Raw genomic sequence first — 17,521 nt, forward strand, 5'->3', positions numbered from 1 at the left:
AGGAAAAAATTATGAACGTAATTGCATTAACACATAATATTACAGATGAAAGATCTGAATTTTTAGAAAACACGCCTATTGATGACATTAAAACTTTCTGTAAGTCAAATGGTTATAAAATTACAAAAGCTTATGACAACGATAACCAATTAATAAATGACATTAAACTTAAAAACATCAAACCTAAATGTATTGTCTTTTGGGGCACCTATGAAGATTACTCTGAATTGGACAGACTCTGCTCAAAGCTAAATATCGAATTCATTACAATATTTCCGATGTTGGTATAACACTTTTACTACTATCAAAGTCAATTGGGAGGAATAATATGGACGAATTAATCACATTACTTGCTGATTTAGTGATTGAAGAAATCAATCACACTGATGACTAATAATAACGCCCAACACCTCACTGGTGTTGGGCTTATGTGTAAATTCATTCATAAATATATATTATCACTGTGGAAGGAGGAAACAGGATGAAACAAGCAATGGGTTACTTACGTCAAAGTACAACAAAACAACAATCACTTCCGGCACAGAAACAAGCCATCAAGACATTAGCTGAAAAACACAATATTCAACACATCACATTTTATAGCGATAAGCAATCAGGACGCACTGATAAGCGAAACGGTTACCAGCAAATTACTGAACTGATTCAACAAGGACGATGTGACGTACTATGTTGCTATCGTCTGAATCGACTTCATCGTAATCTAAAAAATGCATTAAAACTCATGAAATTGTGCCAAAAATATCATGTTCATATCTTAAGTGTTCATGATGGCTATTTTGATATGGATAAAGCATTCGATCGGCTTAAACTTAATATTTTCATCAGCTTGGCCGAATTAGAATCTGATAATATTGGCGAACAAGTAAGCAACGGGATAAAAGAAAAAGCGCGTCAGGGTAAATTGATAACTACACACGCCCCCTTTGGTTACCACTACAAACGTGGTACATTCACGATAAATAAGAATGAATCACCAACGGTAATTGCCGTATTCAATTACTATCTTCAAGGTAATGGCTATAAAAAAATTACACAGTTCTTAGAAGAAGATAACAAACTACTCAACCGGAAACCTTATCAAGTACGTAATATTATTATGAATCCCAATTACTGTGGTCGTGTTATCAATAAATATGGACAATATGACAACATGTTTCCGTCTATTGTTTCTACAAATATGTACGAACAAGCGCAAGCTCTACGATCGCAAAAACAAATCAAACGAACACCTTCAGACAATCAACTCAAACAAAAAATCAAATGCCCTTATTGCGGGTCAACCCTTACCAATATGACAATTAGAAAAAAGAACCATGCATTACGTTACTATGTCTGTTCTCGAAATATGAATGCATCTCATTTTGTCTGTGAATTCAAAGGGATTAATGCGCCAAAACTAGAAACTCAAGTCTTAACTACATGTCAGGACTTCTTTCAAAATCAACAACTTTACTTAAAAATCAACGATGTAATTCAAAAACGGATCAAAAAACAAAGGGCCCTAGAAACTAGGAGCACACTTACACAAGAACAATTGATAGATAAATTAGCTAAAGGAGCCATCGATGCAGAAACGTTCAGAAAACAATCTCAATCGTTACTTCAACAATCAAAACCAACACTATCAATAAATGAGCAACAAATTCAAAGGTCTTTTGAAAATGTAATTCAACAACACTTCACGTTAAGCATGTTATACCGATATATTGATGAAATTCATATTTCTAAAAACAAAAGCCTTGTGGGAATCTATTTCAAAAATGAACCGCTAAACATTGTAAACCAAGCTACGCAATCATCGATTGCTTAATTAATGAAAGGATGAAAAATATGAAAGAAATGAAAAGAAAATCTGTAGGATGTTATGTTAGAGTTTCAACAATTTCTCAAGACATTGATAAATTTAGTATTAATGGTCAAATTACACAAATAAAGGAATATTGCCAATTCCACGGATATGAAGTTTTTGATATTTACGCTGACCGTGGTGTTTCAGGAAAAACAATGAATCGCCCAGAGTTACAACGCATGTTAAAAGATGCTAAAGAAGGTAAATTGGATTGTGTTATGATATATAAAACAAGTCGTTTAGCGCGTAACACATCTGACCTGTTAACAATTGTTGAAGGATTACACAAGCAAAATGTTGAATTCTTTAGCTTGTCCGAAAACATGAAATTTGACTCAAATAGTGGAAAATTACTCTTACAAATTTTAGCTTCCTTCTCTGAATTTGAAAGGAATAACATCGCCGAGGGAGCATTTATGGGGCAGTTGAGAAGGTCTCAAGAAGGGTATTATCAGGGCAATTTACCGTTAGCTTATGATAAAATACCTGACAGTAAACATGAACTCATGATTAACCAACATGAAGCCAATATTGTGAAATATATTTTTGAATCTTATGCCAAAGGTCATGGTTATCGTAAAATAGCCAATGCACTCAATCACAAAGGCTATGTGACTAAAAAAGGCAATCCATTTAGTATTTCAGCTGTTACTTATATTCTCTCAAATCCATTCTATATTGGTAAAATTCAATTCGCAAAATACAAAGATTGGAATGATAAACGACGTAAAGGATTAAACGATAAGCCAGTAATCGCTGAAGGTAAACACACGCCTATTATTAGTCAAGATTTATGGGATAAAGTCCAAGCACGTAAGAAGCAAGTAAGCAAAAAGCCACAGGTACATGGTAAAGGGACAAATCTGTTAACTGGAATAATTTTCTGCGAAAAATGTGGTGCAGCATATGCAGCTTCAAATACAACCAATACACTCAAAGACGGTACTAAAAAACGTATTCGTTACTATTCGTGTAGTAATTTTCGAAATAAAGGCTCAAAGGTATGTTCTGCGAATAGTGTTAGAGCCGATGTCATTGAAAAATATGTTATGGACCAAATACTTGAAATTGTCAAAAGTGATAAAGTTCTCAAACAAGTTGTCGAACGTGTCAATCAAGAGAATCAAGTCGATGTAGCTGCACTTAACCATGATATTGCTTATAAACAACAACAATTTGATGAAATTAACACTAAACTTAAAAATCTAATTCAAACCATCGAAGACAATCCAGACTTAGCATCTACGCTCAAACCAACCATTCATCAATATGAAACACAACTGAATGATATCACAAACCAAATGAATCAACTCAAGCAGCAACAAAACCAAGAAAAACCATCTTACGATACGAAGCAAATCGCTGCCCTATTACAACAAATATTTCAAAACGTAGAATCAATGGATAAAGCACAACTCAAAGCATTATACCTTACGGTCATTGATCGTATCGATATTCGTAAAGACGGTAATCATAAAAAACAATTCTACGTTACACTCAAACTCAATAATGAAATTATTAAACAACTTTTCAATGATACCCCACTCGACGAAGTGCTCCTCAGCACTTCGTCTTTATTTTTGCCTCAAACGCTCTTTCTTCAAATCTAATACAAATGTACTGTCCTTTCGTCATTCAATAACACTCATCTAACAAATATATTCAACACGCTAACAAATCATGGCTCAATGTGAAGCTTATATTGATATGACGAAAGAACATCCCAAAACAAAATATAAGTGGGATAGTAACGGGATTGGCTAACTTCATGTAAGAGAAGGATTACGCAAGCGTAATCCCAAAATCCCATTATTATTTATAAATAAATAATATAAAAAGAAAAAGTAAATCATAACCACACCTACAAATCCAAACTATATATAAATATATAGCTATATTTCCCAAAAAATGATCGGGATAACGGGATTTCCTTGTCATACCAACAATTGTGACGACTTTCGATTGGGATCTTTTCTGTATTTCAGTGGGATTTTTAAGCGAAACAAACGTTATTTCAAACTTATATTATCAAAATGATGTATCACGTACATACATCAATCAAATACATTAGGAGGTCATAATAATGACACTAGAACAACAACTCAAGCACTATATAACCAACTTATTCAATCTGCCAAAGGACGAAGTGTGGCACTGCGAATCTATCGAGGAAATCGCTGATGATATCTTACCCAATCAATATGTAAGACTTGGCCCACTCAGTAATAAAATACTTCAGACTAATACCTACTACTCTGACACACTTCACGAAAGTAATATCTATCCTTTCATTCTCTACCATCAGAAACAACTCATAGCCATTGGTTATATCGATGAAAATCACGATATGGATTTCTTATACCTACACAACACTATCATGCCCCTTTTGGATCAACGATACTTACTAACAGGAGGACAATAATATGCATAAATACATCAAAATTACACAAATCGTCATTACAATTCTTAGTGAAATTATCATTTGGATGAAAGAATCAGAACGAAAGGAAAACACTTATGAATAGATATATCACTCGTGGTATTGCCAATAGCTTACCTATCACCTTACAACATCAATTATGGCAACTTGTAGCACAACGCGAAAACGAACAGTCCAAGGCAAATGAATCATTGGATTATTTTCATATATTCCAACTCAATATGCATAATAGTCAATTATATATCAAGCATATACAAGAGCGTCCAGAGTATATCAAAATTCATAAGGCAAACGTCAAACAGCCTATCAATATCAATAAAGTCTACATTATCAGAGAAGATGATGTAGGCCTTTCCTATTACGTCATGTTACTACCAGAAGAATACTAGAGGAGTGAATATTACATGGAAACAATAAAAAATACATTAGAAACTGAAGCCATATTCAGTGATGACCAACAACATCGCTATCTACTTAAGAAAACATGGGATAGTGAAAAACAAACGATCACAATCATCACAATGTATCCGCATTATGATGGTATTCTCAATATTGATTTAACGACTCAATTAATTCTAAATAAAGTATCTGAAATGGAAGACTTCGGATCAATTGATTTTGTGAATCTATATTCAAACATGATAACAACCACAAATATAAAGCATATAGAAAATAGCCATGATAAACATACAGACATTCAAATCATGAAAGCTGTAAAAGAAGCAGATGAAGTTATATTAGCTTGGGGTGCATACGCTAAAAAAACAGTTGTTGAGTCTAGGGTCAATGAAGTATTAGAAATGTTGAAACCTCATAAGAAGAAAGTAAAGCAACTTATTAATCCAGAAACAAATGAAATCATGCATCCACTTAATCCAAAAGCAAGAAAAAAATGGATATTGGGATTTTGTGAATAAATTTATCATTAAAGTGACGGTCTTCATTCTAGACCTTAATTTTATTGTTGCCTAAGGCATTATCTGATAGTATGGTAAAGTATATTATGAGGAGTTGTAGAAATGAGATTTATTGGATCAAAAACAAATTTATTAACAAACATCGAAGAGATATTAAATGAACATTCTGATGGTGATGAAAAAACTTTTTTTGATGTGTTCGCTGGTAGTAATGTTGTAAGTGAATACTTTAAAAAAGATTATCAAATTTTCAGTAATGACATTCTTTACTTTAGTTATATAATGGCTAAAATCAGTATTGAAAATAATGAAACTCCTTCCTTCAAAAACCTCAAAAATATTGGTATTGAAAATCCTATAGATTTTTTAAATCAAATTGATTTTAGTTTAAATGAAGTTGGCTACTACGAGGAGAATTATAGCCCTAGTGGGAAATCTAAAAGAATGTATTTTACTGTTGAAAATGCTAAAAAGATTGATGGAATCCGTACTTTAATTGACAAATGGAAGTTGGAAAGTTTGATTGATAATTTGGAGTATTACTATTTACTTACATCATTGATACAAGCTATTCCATTTATAAGTAATATAACAGGGACATACGGAGCCTATTTAAAAAAATGGGATACACGTGCTTTAAAACCGCTAACTTTAAAAGCAGTAAAAATAGTAAATAACAACAAATCTAATTTATCTTTTAATGAGAATGCCAATAATTTGGTTAAAACTATTAAATCAGACATTGCATATTTGGATCCCCCATATAATAAAAGACAATATGCCCCAAATTATCATGTGTTAGAAAATATAGCTTCAAATAAAAAGCCTGAGTTATCTGGTGTAACAGGATTAATGGATTACAGTAATTTAAAAAGTACATACTCCATGCAGAAGAAAGCTAAAGAATCTCTTGAAGAGCTGATTAGTAATATCAATTCAAAACATATTATATTGAGTTATAATAATGAGGGAATAATTAGTGAAGAAGATCTAATAAATATAATGCAAAATCATTCCTTCAATAAAAAAGTTGATATAAAAAGAATACCTTATCGAAAATATAAATCGAAGATTCCTTCAATAAATGAAGGGCTGTATGAAATTTTAATTTATATTAGAAAATTTTAATAAAAAGGAGTTTATAATGTTAAAAAGCCCATTGAATTATGTTGGTGGTAAATATAAATTGCTACCACAAATTATACCATTATTTCCAAACGAAATAGATCTTTTTGTTGATTTATTTAGTGGGGGGGCCAACGTAGGTATTAATGTTGAGGCTAAAAAATATTGGTTTAATGATATGAATTACAAAATTAATGAAATGTTCAGATTTTTTTCAACTCAAGATCCTGATGAATTAATTTATAATATAGATGAAATAATTACTAATTGGAATCTATCTAAAACAAATCAAGAAGCCTTTCTCGCATTTAGAAATTACTATAACTCTAATCCCTCACCTATTAATCTATATGTATTAGTAGCGTATAGTTATAATTATCAAATAAGATTTAATAATTCTATGAAATTTAATAATCCATTTGGTAAAAATCGTTCTCAATTCACAAATAATATGAGAAGTAATCTATATAAATTTGTCAAGAGATTGAATGAAATAAAGCCTCTATTTACAGACTATCTTTTTGAACACCTAAATTTGTCAGATTTAAAACCTAACGACTTTGTATACTTAGATCCTCCTTATCTTATAACTAGAGCCAGTTACAATGATGGAAATAGAGGTTTTACAAATTGGAATGAAAATCAAGAATTAAAAATGTATAATTTACTTAATCAACTTACTAGTAATAAAGTTAGATGGGCTATGTCTAATGTCTTAGAAAATAAAGAAAAGCAGCATACTTTATTAGAGAATTTCATAAAAAATAAAAGTGTAGCTGTACATGTATTAAATTATAATTATAATAACTCGTCATACAATTCAAAAGGTGTCGGCAGTAAAGAAGTACTTATTACAAATTACGACGTTTCTAATGGCAATATTTTAAAATACTAAAATTAAGGTGATTAATATGGATTTCAACCGTACTTATTTATTTGATTGTGTATATGGAATTAAAAAATTAATTGCTTCAAATGCTTTAATCGATTTAGTTATTGCAGACCCACCATATGTGATTTCAAGAAAATCTAATTTTGCAACAATGAAAGACCGAAAAAATAGTCGCGTTGGTACTGATTTTGGCAATTGGGACAAAAACTTTGATAATCAGTTATGGATAGAAGCTGCTTATGAAGTAATCAAACCTGGGGGCAGTCTAATTATTTTTAATGACTTTAAAAAATCCAGCATTCTAACTGAAATATGTCATAATCTTGGATTTATATATAAAGATACAATCATATGGCAAAAAACTAACCCCATGCCACGTAATAGAGATAGACGTTATGCACCTGATATAGAAATGCTTCAATGGTATGTAAAACCTGGTAAGAGTTGGACTTTTAATAGACAAGATAGTGCGATGGAACGGTCAGTATTAAAATTTCCTTCCGAAAGTGGTGGCGGCTTTGAAAGATACCATCCTACTCAAAAACCCGTTAAACTTATTGAACACTTAATAAATATACACTCCAATAAAGAAGATATTATATTAGATCCTTTTATGGGAAGCGGAACTACAGGAGTGGCTTCGATGAATACCGATCGTAATTTTATAGGTTTTGATATAGATGAGAAGTATGTTTCTATAGCCAATAAAAGAACGAAGTTTAAGCAACAAAAATTGTTTTAAAAAAAATGACTTAGAATGAAATCTAAGTCATTTTTTTCATTATTTTTTCTAACCATTTTGGACTATTATCGCTAAGATTTATTTGACCGAGATTATTCACATTTAATAACACATCTTTATGAGGTAATTCGTCCTGGTTATTAGATGAATATAAAGTAACCCATTTTGAAAATTGATAATCAGGGTAATATTTCTTCAAGAAATCCTCTTCAAAAGTTGGATAATTTTCTAACTCTTCTATACCTTTTTTCCAATTTTCATATGTTTTGCCCTCTACTAATAAAAGCTCTTTTTCTTTGTGATTAGCTATCACTACATCAGGTATATAATATAATTGATTCATTTTATTTTTTTTAGGTATTACTATGTTCTGATTTTCAGTTATAAAGTATCCTCTCTCACTTCCTGCATGATTTTCATAAATTGCTGGAATATCAAAATAATCACATAATAAATGTAAGAAAATATCCGTAACTTTTTCACTAGTGTTTTCATATTTCCAATATTGAGAAGGTATATATGCTTTAATTTCTGTTAAATCCATTTCTATATTTTCTAACTCTATATTTAATATTGAACAAAGTAATAAAAATTTATTTTTTTTATTACGATTTATGTAAGTTTGTGACACTCCATGCCTAGTGATGACTATCTTTCCATTCCAACCTAACTTTCTCAAAACAGAACTAATTAATGTTAAGGCTCCAATATTAGGATCATGACCAATGTTACCTGCATTCGCTGGCTTTGCTAATCTTCCAGATATAGTTATTAGATTTTTATTTAAATCAAGATTTATATCTACCGGTACATTTCCTTTTGGTGGTTTTCTCATAGAAGATTTAAATTCAATCAAATCTTCTATGCTTCTAAAAGATTCAAACCATTTGTCATCTTTACCTATTAAAGATACATCGAGATTTTTATAAAGACTAGTACCAAACACACTAGTTTCAGAAGGTTTCACTTTACTATCTTTATTACTATCATTATATAGCATGTATAACTTTGAATCAGGATAAAAATGTTCAAAAAAGACAAATTTCGACCCTCTTTGATAAACACCTGTATTTCTACTTTCACTATCTCTAGTTTTAGTTTCTTCAACACCAAATATTAAGTTATTTTCTTTTTCCGGATTTGGTATTTCATTTTGTATAAAAACTAAAAAATCTACGAAACTTGAATATCCTTTTGACAATTTTATTATTATACTATTAATACCTTCAATCTCTATTCCTTTTACTAAATAATTAAACGTAAATCTACCGTCGATTATTTCAGGTATTATTTTAAAATTAGTTTTTTCCTCATTTAAGCGAAGTATTTCATTCTCTTTAATATTTTTGTTATTCAAATGTGATTGAACTAATAATAACAACTGATAAACCACACTTTTTTTAGGTCGTTCTTCTGAAAGAATATATACATTTTGCATCATCTCAACTCCATAATTGCATTATACCTCAATATATTAAAATTTGGAATATAACAAATAATGTGTATAAGTAATTAAAAAACCGCATCACTTATGATACGCTTCTCCTCGCATAATCTTAAATGCGCGGTATATTTGTTCTATTAAGACTACGCGCATCATTTGGTGTGGGAAGGTCATTTTGCTGAATGATAGTGCATAGTCGCTGCGGTTTAACACGTCTTGGTGTAGACCGTTTGATCCGCCTATAATAAATGTGAAGTCGCTTTGGCCGCGGGTCATGCGTCCTTCTAGTTCTTTGGCTAATCCTTCTGAGGTGAGCATGTTGCCTTTGATTTCTAATGTAATGACTGTGGATTGTGGTTTTACTTTAGCTAAAAGGCGTTGCCCTTCTTTCTCTTTTACTTGTTCTACTTCTTTATCGCTCATGTTCTCAGGGGCTTTTTCATCTGGAACTTCAATTATTTCTATTTTGGAGTACGCTCCTAATCTCTTTTCATATTCTGCTATTGCTTGTTTCCAGTATTTTTCTTTTAATTTACCTACTGTAAGTATTGTTATTTTCATTTTTATCCTCCAAATATGTGTATAGAATTAAAAGTTATTAGAGTTATCCACAAGTTATTAACTTATTCACACTGTTCCCTCTTATTATAACAAGAATGTATATGAAAAATTAATGAATTTTACAATTTATGCACATAAAATAGGTGGATAACCTGTATATTTGTGGATAACCCTGTGTATAATGTGGGTATCCACATGTGAATTGTGCACAGCTATGGATAACTTTGGATAAAATAGTGGATAAGTAGGTGGTTGTCTTACATAGTTATTCACATCATTTACAATTTCTTTACACAAATCCTTATTTAAAAGTATTTCTGTTGCACATTCTAACTTATATTTATTAGTTAACTGAATATTATAATATTCAATTATCAATTTCTGTTGATAACTTATGGGTATAAGTATCTATTTCTAATTTTCTGCACAGTAAAAAAACGCCACTTTTTTATATCATTGCAAAAATTTTTTAAATAACTAAATCTGCTATACCACACTTTTAATTCCTAACCATACAGTATCTTGGTTTCTCAAAAATTCCTATCCACACTAATATATACTTCTCCCAAACCTTCTCCACATCTAAACCGTACTAAATAATGCTAATACTAGCTTCTACAAATAAAAATAAGAGCCCCTAACATCAATGGATGCATCGGGGCTCTTTCTATAACTTATAATGTATATATTGGTGTTGCTTGAGCTTTATCTGTGTCGCAAAGTAGGACATCACGTTGTGTGTCGATATCGTGTTCGTTAAGTACTTGTCCTACACTCATACGTGCAAGGTCTTTCATGTTATTATCTTGAGATAGATGTGATAGATAAATGCGTTTGGTGTTACCTGTGATAACATCTGTCATAGCGTGACCTGCATCTTCGTTGGATACGTGACCAACATCGCTAAGGATACGTTGCTTTGTCTTCCAAGGATAGCGGCACATGCGTAACATATCTACGTCGTGGTTGCTCTCGAAGATAAATGCATCGCTACCTTGAATCATACCTTTCATGCGATCTGAAACGTAGCCTGTATCTGTAATGATCGTAAATTTCTTGTAGTTATTATGAAATATATAGAACTGTGGATCTATCGCATCGTGTGACACGTTAAATGATTCGATGTCGAATCCTGCGATGGATTTTGTTTCGTATGGATTAAAAATGAATTTCTGATCCATTGGAATTTTGTTATCTTTCTTTTCGATTGCTGTCCAAGTCTTTTCGTTCGCATAAACTGGTAAGTTGTATTTACGTGCCAGTACGCCTAGTCCTTTGATGTGATCTGAATGTTCGTGTGTCACTAGGATGCCGTTGACGTTTTTTATTTCTTTATCAATTTGTCCAAATAGTTCTTCCATTTTCTTACCTGTCAGACCTGCGTCGACAAGTATGCTGCCTTTATCACTTTCTACATAAGTGGCGTTTCCCGTACTACCACTCGCTAATACACTCATTCGTATCAAGCGATTCACCCTTTCTAATCTATAAACACTTTTTAAATATCTGTTATGGGGACAGACTTCGGGTTATGTGACCTCAATATGCCTGACCTCTTATTTTTGCTTTATTGTGGTATAAATTTTGCCATTAATTCATTCTTTTAAAATGACTTCACAATTATTATTTTATCTCATTCATCAAAACCAACTATAATAAATCCGTCATTGATTATATATAGTTATACGTTATCGAAGATTTGTTGTATGCTTCAATCATTTTGTTTAACAGTATATAATTTTAACATATTTTCTAAGTAATAGATGGTCATATTACTTAGAAATTTATAGAACCAGTTGCGCGTTTGTACAATTTTCATAATTTCTAACGTTAAACATAAATACAGTTACGCATTCTCAGATTCTTTATGGCGTTTTGTTTTAGGAAACCATATCCACATAATCATATCCAAACCAAAGATAATAAGTAAAAATCCAATACTGTATTGTGGTTTAAACCAATCTGCGGAAAATAAGATTATCGTAAATATTAAAAATAATGCCCATCTACTGATCATAATCCATGTTCTCGGTTTGAATTGGTTAATGCGCATAGTTTTTATACTCCTTTTCTGTATCTATATCATTTTGCCGCTTCCAGTTGCTCTGGAATAACAAAGTAAACGCTACTTTATAAGCTGTTATTTTAATCCGCGTTGACTACTACTGTTTTTACATTTTTAACCGCTCATTCAATCTATTTTATATAAATATTTTATCATATTTCATAGAATGCTTTTAACTATTTTTAGAAAATCCACCTGTCTCAACCAGGCACAAAAAGTAAAATAGAACGGCATACTGAGAAAGCGAGCCAACAATACGAAGACTAAGTATTGTATACAAAAAAAGCCAGTAAATGAATATAAACATTCATTTACTGGTAATTTTACTAGGATTTTTGTCCCAGACTCTCATTCATTATATGGCTACTATCAAAATATTAAACTTTATAATCGCTCTCTCATGACCATATCATAATGCTTATTCTTCAATAATCTTTGGACTATCTGAGACTGCCTCGACATAGTAAGTCTTAATCTCGTCTTTATGTTTCACTTTGATTTCCCAGTTAGCTTCTAGCACTTGTACATTAGGCTCTTTTACGACTGTGTAATAACCTAATCTTGCATTTGTTACTTCGTCATTACGTTTTAAATAACGGTTATAATATAATGCTTCTATTGCGCTTCTCGCTGTGATAACTTGTTTCTTATCATTATTTGCACCTTTAGAGGGCTCAATCGATTTCATCGCAGTTTGTGTATAACTAGAAGCTTTGCTACTATCATTTACATTAAACTGTAATCGTGCTCGATTATTGTTCATAATAGGATAGTTATCATAGGTTTGTTCAAAGGTCACATGATCATTATCAATCTTACTCATCTCGTAGTCTTCACCTTTGTAGACATGTGCTTTAGCATATGTCTTCAAATCAGTATACTGATCATTGCTAACATCGATTGCATCACTGATATCGCCTTTTAATAGTGCGCCAGATTTAGCACTAGAAACATCTGAATGTGATTTAACATAGGATGTAAAATCGTATGAACGTGCTGTGAGTAACTGCATTTTCAAATTATCGACGCTAGGCAGATGTTCTGGAATTTGAATTTCTTCTTGTTTGAAGTTGACTGCATTTTCGTCGTCACTGTCGTTAATATGTGACTTGTTGACTTTATCTATATAGATAATCACGAGGCTAATGTTAACTAGAATAAAGACGAAAATAAATAGTGTTTTTGCGCGTTTCCAGTTCATTTATTCTAGCCTCCCATCTGTATATGGTCGCCATTTTCCTTCGTATTCAATGTACCATTGTGGTTTGAATTCGCTATTGCGTTGAATTTCAATATTGCTTTTATCTGGTTGATTTTCCATTTTATAACCAATCGTCATATCGGTTACCTTTTCAAAATCAATATCCGGATTGTTTGCAAGTTCTGAACGCACGGTTTCAGCGCCAGGTAGCTTCTTCTCAGTCTCACCACTATCAATGGTCACATTGGTCTTAAGCAATGCACGGGCGTAACTAAAGACGCCTTTGTCTCCCCAAGCAATTTTGATATTGTTCAAGTCATCATCATTGAATGTTGGACGTCCATTGAGGAACATTTGATAAGTTAGATCACCTTTTTTATTATCTGTATTGAACAATCTAAAGTCATCGGTGAAACCGCCATGGTTGTTGATATAATCGAATGTACTTGGAATGCTGTCTTTCATATTTGTCGAACGATTTTCATCTTCTGACAAGTTGGTATAGCGATATTTTTCACTATCATCATTATAATTGGCAACGCCAGTATTGTTGTTATATGTTGTAGTACCACTTTTTGAACTACGGACGACAACCGAATCATTAAATAAGATCGAATTCATAGTATCTACACTTATACGGTTGTAGATTGTATGATATGATTTCATTTTTTTTGGTGAACTTGGTGCAAAGATATGCGTCGCTTTATCGATTGTATCTTTGTTGGTAATGATTTCTGTATAAGGTTGTAAATTAGACTGCATTGCTTTGAGTTGTTTATTAAACTTACTTTGTTTGGCAGTCGTTGCCATACGAACAACGTTATGTCTATCTTTACTTATCGCATAAAGCTTCACTTTGCCATCCATACGCTTATCGATTAATAAACGGTTGAATTTGAAATTGTTCGGCACTTTCGCATTGACGTTCAGTACTTGACCTAAATAGGTTGCTAATGGCATATCGTAAGTAAAATCAAGTACTAAGAAGTCATCACTTAAGTCTGGAATAATCAGATTATGATTGCTATGCATTTGTTCTGATTGTGTCACACGTTGATTTTTTAATGGTTTGATAATTTCTTTGATATTCTGTCTCGTTGCTTCCATGCCTTTTGTCTTTTCACCTTGTGAATGAATTACTTGATAAGGTGTGACAACTTGTTCCATACCGTCTTTCATTGGCTTTCCAATTGTATGTGGTCTTTCTTCACTACTATCTTCTTCCTTATCGACATTCGTCAGGTCTGGTGAGAAATTCCATGTCATATAGGTTAGCACGGCACTCATCAAGACGAGGATACATAGTATGATTGATTTAATAAACTCTTTACTCCGCATCCCAATCACCATCTTCTAATACTTCACATGGCAGCGTAATAAAGATTGATGTACCTTGTCCTTCTACACTGTTTGCCCAAATGCGTCCGTGATGTGCTTCAACTATTTCCTTGGAAATAGCCAGTCCTAAACCTGTACCACCCATCTTACGTGTACGTGCTTTATCAACGCGGTAGAAGCGATCAAAGATCTTATCTACTTTATTAATTGGAATACCGATACCATTGTCTTTAACACGAATTGTCATGCGGTTATACAAGGCATTCTGTTTCACGTGAAACTCTACACGTTTCTCGCCACGTGAGTATTTCATAGCATTGGTGATCACGTTATCGAACACTTGGGTCATCTTATCTGGATCGATTTCTGTGAAGATTGTTTGATTTGGAATTTCTCTAATAAATATCGTATCTTTTGCTGCCATTTCATGTCGGTTAATAATCTTATTAATAAACATATTAAAGTCGACGATTTCTTTGGTAATTTGATCTGATTCATTATCCATTTTAGATAATTGTAGTAAGTCATTTACTAATCGAATCATTCGTTCTGTTTCTTCTCTAGTAACAGAGAGGAATTGTGGTGCTAAGTTGTCATCTTTCCAAGCACCTTCTTCTAATGCTTCGATGTAACTATTCATAGATGTTAGTGGTGTTCGTAATTCATGCGATACGTTTGCAACGAATTCACGGCGTTCACGTTCTACTTGTTGTTGTTCTGTAACATCGTGAAGCACGGCAATATAACCAGTTACGAAGCCTGTCTCTTGTACGATTGTACTGAAATTAACACGGGCGATAATGCCTTCTGATTCATTAATATCTAATAAGAAACTATCGTTATTTTCATGAATTTCATCTAATGAAAAGTCTTCTTCTAATTTTAAGACGTTTAGCATATAATGTCCGATAATGTCTTCTTTAACTGTACCCATCATCGTTAACGCCATATCGTTGACGATACGTACCCGGCCACGACGGTCAGTTGCGATAATGCCATCACTCATGTGCGTAATCACGGAATCTAATCGTCGTTTTTCACTTTCGGTGTTTGCTTGAGCTTCTTGTACTCGTTTTGATAAGTTGTTAAATGCGAGTGCCAGTTCACCGATTTCGTCATTTCCGTAAATCTTCACACGTTGTGTATAATTCCCTTTAGACATTTCAACCGTTTGGTTTCTCATATCTGTAATTGGTTTAGTGATGGTTCTCGCAATAAAGAATCCTAGGATAACCGTGATTAAAAGAGAGATACCTGTGCCGACGATAAAGATTTGCGTAATGTTACTCAATTGATTAAATACGTCATTTATATCGGCTTCAATATAGACATCGCCTATTGTACCGTGATTGGACGTTTTAACTGGTAAGTTATAGATCCAAACACGTTGTTTACCGTTGCCGTAATCTTTTAACACTTGATGGCTATTAATTTCTCCTAAAGATAATGCTTTTTGGATTGAGCTATCATTTGCTTTTTGATTAATTAGACTGTGGGTAGACTGCTTTGAAGTAGCCATAATGATTTGATCTTTATCAATAAAGCGTATTTCTTCTATTTCTTGTCTATTGGCGTACTCGTTTAATAAGTTTTGAACTTCTTTTTGCGCGTTGACGCCGTTACCACTGTCTGTGTCATATACTTTTTCTATATTAATCTCAATTTGTTTCGCATATTGCGAGATATTGTTTTTAAATGTTTGTGTTAATTCTTTTTCTAGACTATTGGTAAAGTATAGACCGATAATTTGCATTCCGATAATTATCAGCAATACATAGACGATAACAAGCTTCGTGTGTAAGGATTGAAAATGTTTAAGCCAATTCATTGATTACGTCCTCTAATCATGTTGTTGAAGGAAATATCCGACACCACGACGTGTCACGATATATTCAGGATGAGATGGATCGTCTTCAATCTTCTCACGTAAACGTCTGATCGTTACATCCACTGTACGTACATCACCAAAATAGTCATAGCCCCATACGGTTTGTAAAAGGTGTTCACGTGTCATGACTTGTCCCATGTGTTTAGATAAATAATGGAATAATTCAAATTCACGATGTGTTAATTCAATATCATCGCCACGTTTTTTAATAGAATATGCGTCTGGATAAATTACGATATCTTTGATGACGATTTCGTTAGATGTATCGTTTACTTCTTGTGCTGGTTGTGAGTAGTGTCTGCGTAAGTTAGCTTTAACACGGGCGATTAATTCACGTGTACTGAATGGTTTTGTCACGTAATCATCTGCACCAAGTTCTAGTCCTAGCACTTTATCTATTTCAGAATCTTTTGCTGTTAACATAATGATTGGCATTTCGTATTTTTTACGTACTTCACGACATACTTCCATACCATCACGACCTGGTAGCATAATATCGAGTAATACGATATCTGGTTCTTCATCATATATTAAGTCTACCGCGTCATTTCCATCATATGCACAGAATACTTCGTAGCCTTCTTTTTTTAAATTAAATTCAAGAATATCTGCAATTGGTTTTTCATCATCGACTACAACAACTTTTCTAGCCATATTTATAAACCTCATTTCTAAATTGTAGTACTTTTTATTTCAGAATCTACACAGTTCCTTATTATATAATTTACCATTTATAAAGATCTAATTCTATTGTTGTAAATAAAAAGTTATATTTGTAGATTGTATAATAATAGCATGTATGAATTCACTTAGTAACTAAAGTGCTATTTTTCATTTTATAAACAATTTTCTATTATAGATAAATTTGTCTACAATTCTTATTACTAGCATACTACATTCTTTGTAAAATGGTCTGTTTTTCGCCTTATAACAACAATTCATCATAGCTGTATTTATTAATTTAAAATTTATGAGATTTAAAACCTCTGTAAATTCAAACTAATCCTTTATATACAGTTTTATACATGATTTATTATC

The 17,521-nt window shown here is 32.3% G+C and carries 17 protein-coding genes; 9 read left to right on the forward strand and 8 right to left on the reverse strand.

Annotation, left to right across the window (positions count from 1 at the left end; genetic code table 11):
- The first annotated feature begins 11 nt into the window (after positions 1 to 11).
- The 9 genes from MHZ36_RS00270 (at position 12) to MHZ36_RS00310 (ending at position 7,986) form a co-directional block, all read left to right on the forward strand.
- Positions 12 to 290: a recombinase family protein gene (locus MHZ36_RS00270; protein ID WP_239228883.1), complete on the forward strand. Its 279-nt coding sequence runs from the start codon at positions 12 to 14 to the stop codon at positions 288 to 290.
- Between the two features lie 191 nt (positions 291 to 481).
- Positions 482 to 1,831: a cassette chromosome recombinase CcrA gene (gene ccrA / locus MHZ36_RS00275; protein ID WP_103323360.1), complete on the forward strand. Its 1,350-nt coding sequence runs from the start codon at positions 482 to 484 to the stop codon at positions 1,829 to 1,831.
- Positions 1,832 to 1,851: 20 nt separating this feature from the next.
- Entirely contained in the window at positions 1,852 to 3,480 is a 1,629-nt protein-coding gene (ccrB, locus tag MHZ36_RS00280; RefSeq protein ID WP_103323361.1) for a cassette chromosome recombinase CcrB, read from the forward strand.
- Positions 3,481 to 3,953: 473 nt separating this feature from the next.
- Positions 3,954 to 4,292 (forward strand): SAUGI family uracil-DNA glycosylase inhibitor, encoded by a 339-nt coding sequence (locus MHZ36_RS00285; protein WP_103323362.1) that lies wholly within the window; start codon positions 3,954 to 3,956, stop codon positions 4,290 to 4,292.
- A 95-nt stretch (positions 4,293 to 4,387) separates the two neighbouring features.
- Complete coding sequence (locus MHZ36_RS00290) at positions 4,388 to 4,699, forward strand: DUF960 family protein (protein ID WP_103323363.1); 312 nt, start codon at positions 4,388 to 4,390, stop codon at positions 4,697 to 4,699.
- 15 nt (positions 4,700 to 4,714) lie between these two features.
- A complete protein-coding gene (locus MHZ36_RS00295; RefSeq protein ID WP_103323364.1) occupies positions 4,715 to 5,227 on the forward strand; it encodes a DUF1643 domain-containing protein in 513 nt (170 codons plus the stop codon).
- Between the two features lie 102 nt (positions 5,228 to 5,329).
- Positions 5,330 to 6,355: a DNA adenine methylase gene (locus MHZ36_RS00300; RefSeq protein WP_239102458.1), complete on the forward strand. Its 1,026-nt coding sequence runs from the start codon at positions 5,330 to 5,332 to the stop codon at positions 6,353 to 6,355.
- A gap of 16 nt (positions 6,356 to 6,371) precedes the next feature.
- A complete protein-coding gene (locus tag MHZ36_RS00305) occupies positions 6,372 to 7,247 on the forward strand; it encodes a Dam family site-specific DNA-(adenine-N6)-methyltransferase (protein WP_239102456.1) in 876 nt (291 codons plus the stop codon).
- Between the two features lie 16 nt (positions 7,248 to 7,263).
- A complete protein-coding gene (locus MHZ36_RS00310; RefSeq protein WP_103322422.1) occupies positions 7,264 to 7,986 on the forward strand; it encodes a DNA-methyltransferase in 723 nt (240 codons plus the stop codon).
- A 22-nt stretch (positions 7,987 to 8,008) separates the two neighbouring features.
- Here the strand turns inward: MHZ36_RS00310 and MHZ36_RS00315 are convergent, their stop codons facing one another.
- The 8 genes from MHZ36_RS00315 to yycF all read right to left on the reverse strand — a co-directional run bounded on the left by MHZ36_RS00315 (position 8,009) and on the right by yycF (position 17,137).
- A complete protein-coding gene (locus MHZ36_RS00315; RefSeq protein ID WP_103322421.1) occupies positions 8,009 to 9,424 on the reverse strand; it encodes a hypothetical protein in 1,416 nt (471 codons plus the stop codon).
- 87 nt (positions 9,425 to 9,511) lie between these two features.
- The gene (gene rlmH / locus MHZ36_RS00320; RefSeq protein ID WP_107526800.1) at positions 9,512 to 9,991 is read right to left on the reverse strand and encodes a 23S rRNA (pseudouridine(1915)-N(3))-methyltransferase RlmH; all 480 of its coding nucleotides are present in this window, start codon (positions 9,989 to 9,991) and stop codon (positions 9,512 to 9,514) included.
- 674 nt (positions 9,992 to 10,665) lie between these two features.
- The gene (locus MHZ36_RS00325) at positions 10,666 to 11,466 is read right to left on the reverse strand and encodes an MBL fold metallo-hydrolase (RefSeq protein WP_239228884.1); all 801 of its coding nucleotides are present in this window, start codon (positions 11,464 to 11,466) and stop codon (positions 10,666 to 10,668) included.
- Between the two features lie 371 nt (positions 11,467 to 11,837).
- Positions 11,838 to 12,044 (reverse strand): hypothetical protein, encoded by a 207-nt coding sequence (locus tag MHZ36_RS00330; protein WP_239228885.1) that lies wholly within the window; start codon positions 12,042 to 12,044, stop codon positions 11,838 to 11,840.
- A 430-nt stretch (positions 12,045 to 12,474) separates the two neighbouring features.
- A complete protein-coding gene (locus MHZ36_RS00335) occupies positions 12,475 to 13,257 on the reverse strand; it encodes a two-component system regulatory protein YycI (RefSeq protein WP_239228886.1) in 783 nt (260 codons plus the stop codon).
- Positions 13,258 to 14,595: a YycH family regulatory protein gene (locus MHZ36_RS00340; protein ID WP_239228888.1), complete on the reverse strand. Its 1,338-nt coding sequence runs from the start codon at positions 14,593 to 14,595 to the stop codon at positions 13,258 to 13,260.
- Positions 14,585 to 16,423, reverse strand: a complete 1,839-nt coding sequence (walK, locus tag MHZ36_RS00345) for a cell wall metabolism sensor histidine kinase WalK (protein ID WP_239228890.1) — start codon at positions 16,421 to 16,423, stop codon at positions 14,585 to 14,587. Before walK ends, MHZ36_RS00340 begins: the two co-directional genes overlap by 11 nt.
- Before the next feature lie 12 nt (positions 16,424 to 16,435).
- Entirely contained in the window at positions 16,436 to 17,137 is a 702-nt protein-coding gene (gene yycF / locus MHZ36_RS00350; RefSeq protein WP_042737808.1) for a response regulator YycF, read from the reverse strand.
- Positions 17,138 to 17,521: the final 384 nt, after the last annotated feature.

This window comes from Staphylococcus sp. ACRSN (assembly GCF_022346615.1).
Lineage (GTDB): Bacteria > Bacillota > Bacilli > Staphylococcales > Staphylococcaceae > Staphylococcus.

Excerpts from the sequence above, each read along its gene's own strand:
- MHZ36_RS00270 (WP_239228883.1), top strand. The coding sequence starts at position 12 with ATGAACGTAATTGCATTAACACATAATATTACAGATGAAAGATCTGAA.
- ccrA (WP_103323360.1), top strand. The coding sequence starts at position 482 with ATGAAACAAGCAATGGGTTACTTACGTCAAAGTACAACAAAACAACAA.
- ccrB (WP_103323361.1), top strand. The coding sequence starts at position 1,852 with ATGAAAGAAATGAAAAGAAAATCTGTAGGATGTTATGTTAGAGTTTCA.
- MHZ36_RS00285 (WP_103323362.1), top strand. The coding sequence starts at position 3,954 with ATGACACTAGAACAACAACTCAAGCACTATATAACCAACTTATTCAAT.
- MHZ36_RS00290 (WP_103323363.1), top strand. The coding sequence starts at position 4,388 with ATGAATAGATATATCACTCGTGGTATTGCCAATAGCTTACCTATCACC.
- MHZ36_RS00295 (WP_103323364.1), top strand. The coding sequence starts at position 4,715 with ATGGAAACAATAAAAAATACATTAGAAACTGAAGCCATATTCAGTGAT.
- MHZ36_RS00300 (WP_239102458.1), top strand. The coding sequence starts at position 5,330 with ATGAGATTTATTGGATCAAAAACAAATTTATTAACAAACATCGAAGAG.
- MHZ36_RS00305 (WP_239102456.1), top strand. The coding sequence starts at position 6,372 with ATGTTAAAAAGCCCATTGAATTATGTTGGTGGTAAATATAAATTGCTA.
- MHZ36_RS00310 (WP_103322422.1), top strand. The coding sequence starts at position 7,264 with ATGGATTTCAACCGTACTTATTTATTTGATTGTGTATATGGAATTAAA.
- MHZ36_RS00315 (WP_103322421.1), bottom strand. The coding sequence starts at position 9,424 with ATGCAAAATGTATATATTCTTTCAGAAGAACGACCTAAAAAAAGTGTG.
- rlmH (WP_107526800.1), bottom strand. The coding sequence starts at position 9,991 with ATGAAAATAACAATACTTACAGTAGGTAAATTAAAAGAAAAATACTGG.
- MHZ36_RS00330 (WP_239228885.1), bottom strand. The coding sequence starts at position 12,044 with ATGCGCATTAACCAATTCAAACCGAGAACATGGATTATGATCAGTAGA.
- MHZ36_RS00335 (WP_239228886.1), bottom strand. The coding sequence starts at position 13,257 with ATGAACTGGAAACGCGCAAAAACACTATTTATTTTCGTCTTTATTCTA.
- MHZ36_RS00340 (WP_239228888.1), bottom strand. The coding sequence starts at position 14,595 with ATGCGGAGTAAAGAGTTTATTAAATCAATCATACTATGTATCCTCGTC.
- walK (WP_239228890.1), bottom strand. The coding sequence starts at position 16,423 with ATGAATTGGCTTAAACATTTTCAATCCTTACACACGAAGCTTGTTATC.
- yycF (WP_042737808.1), bottom strand. The coding sequence starts at position 17,137 with ATGGCTAGAAAAGTTGTTGTAGTCGATGATGAAAAACCAATTGCAGAT.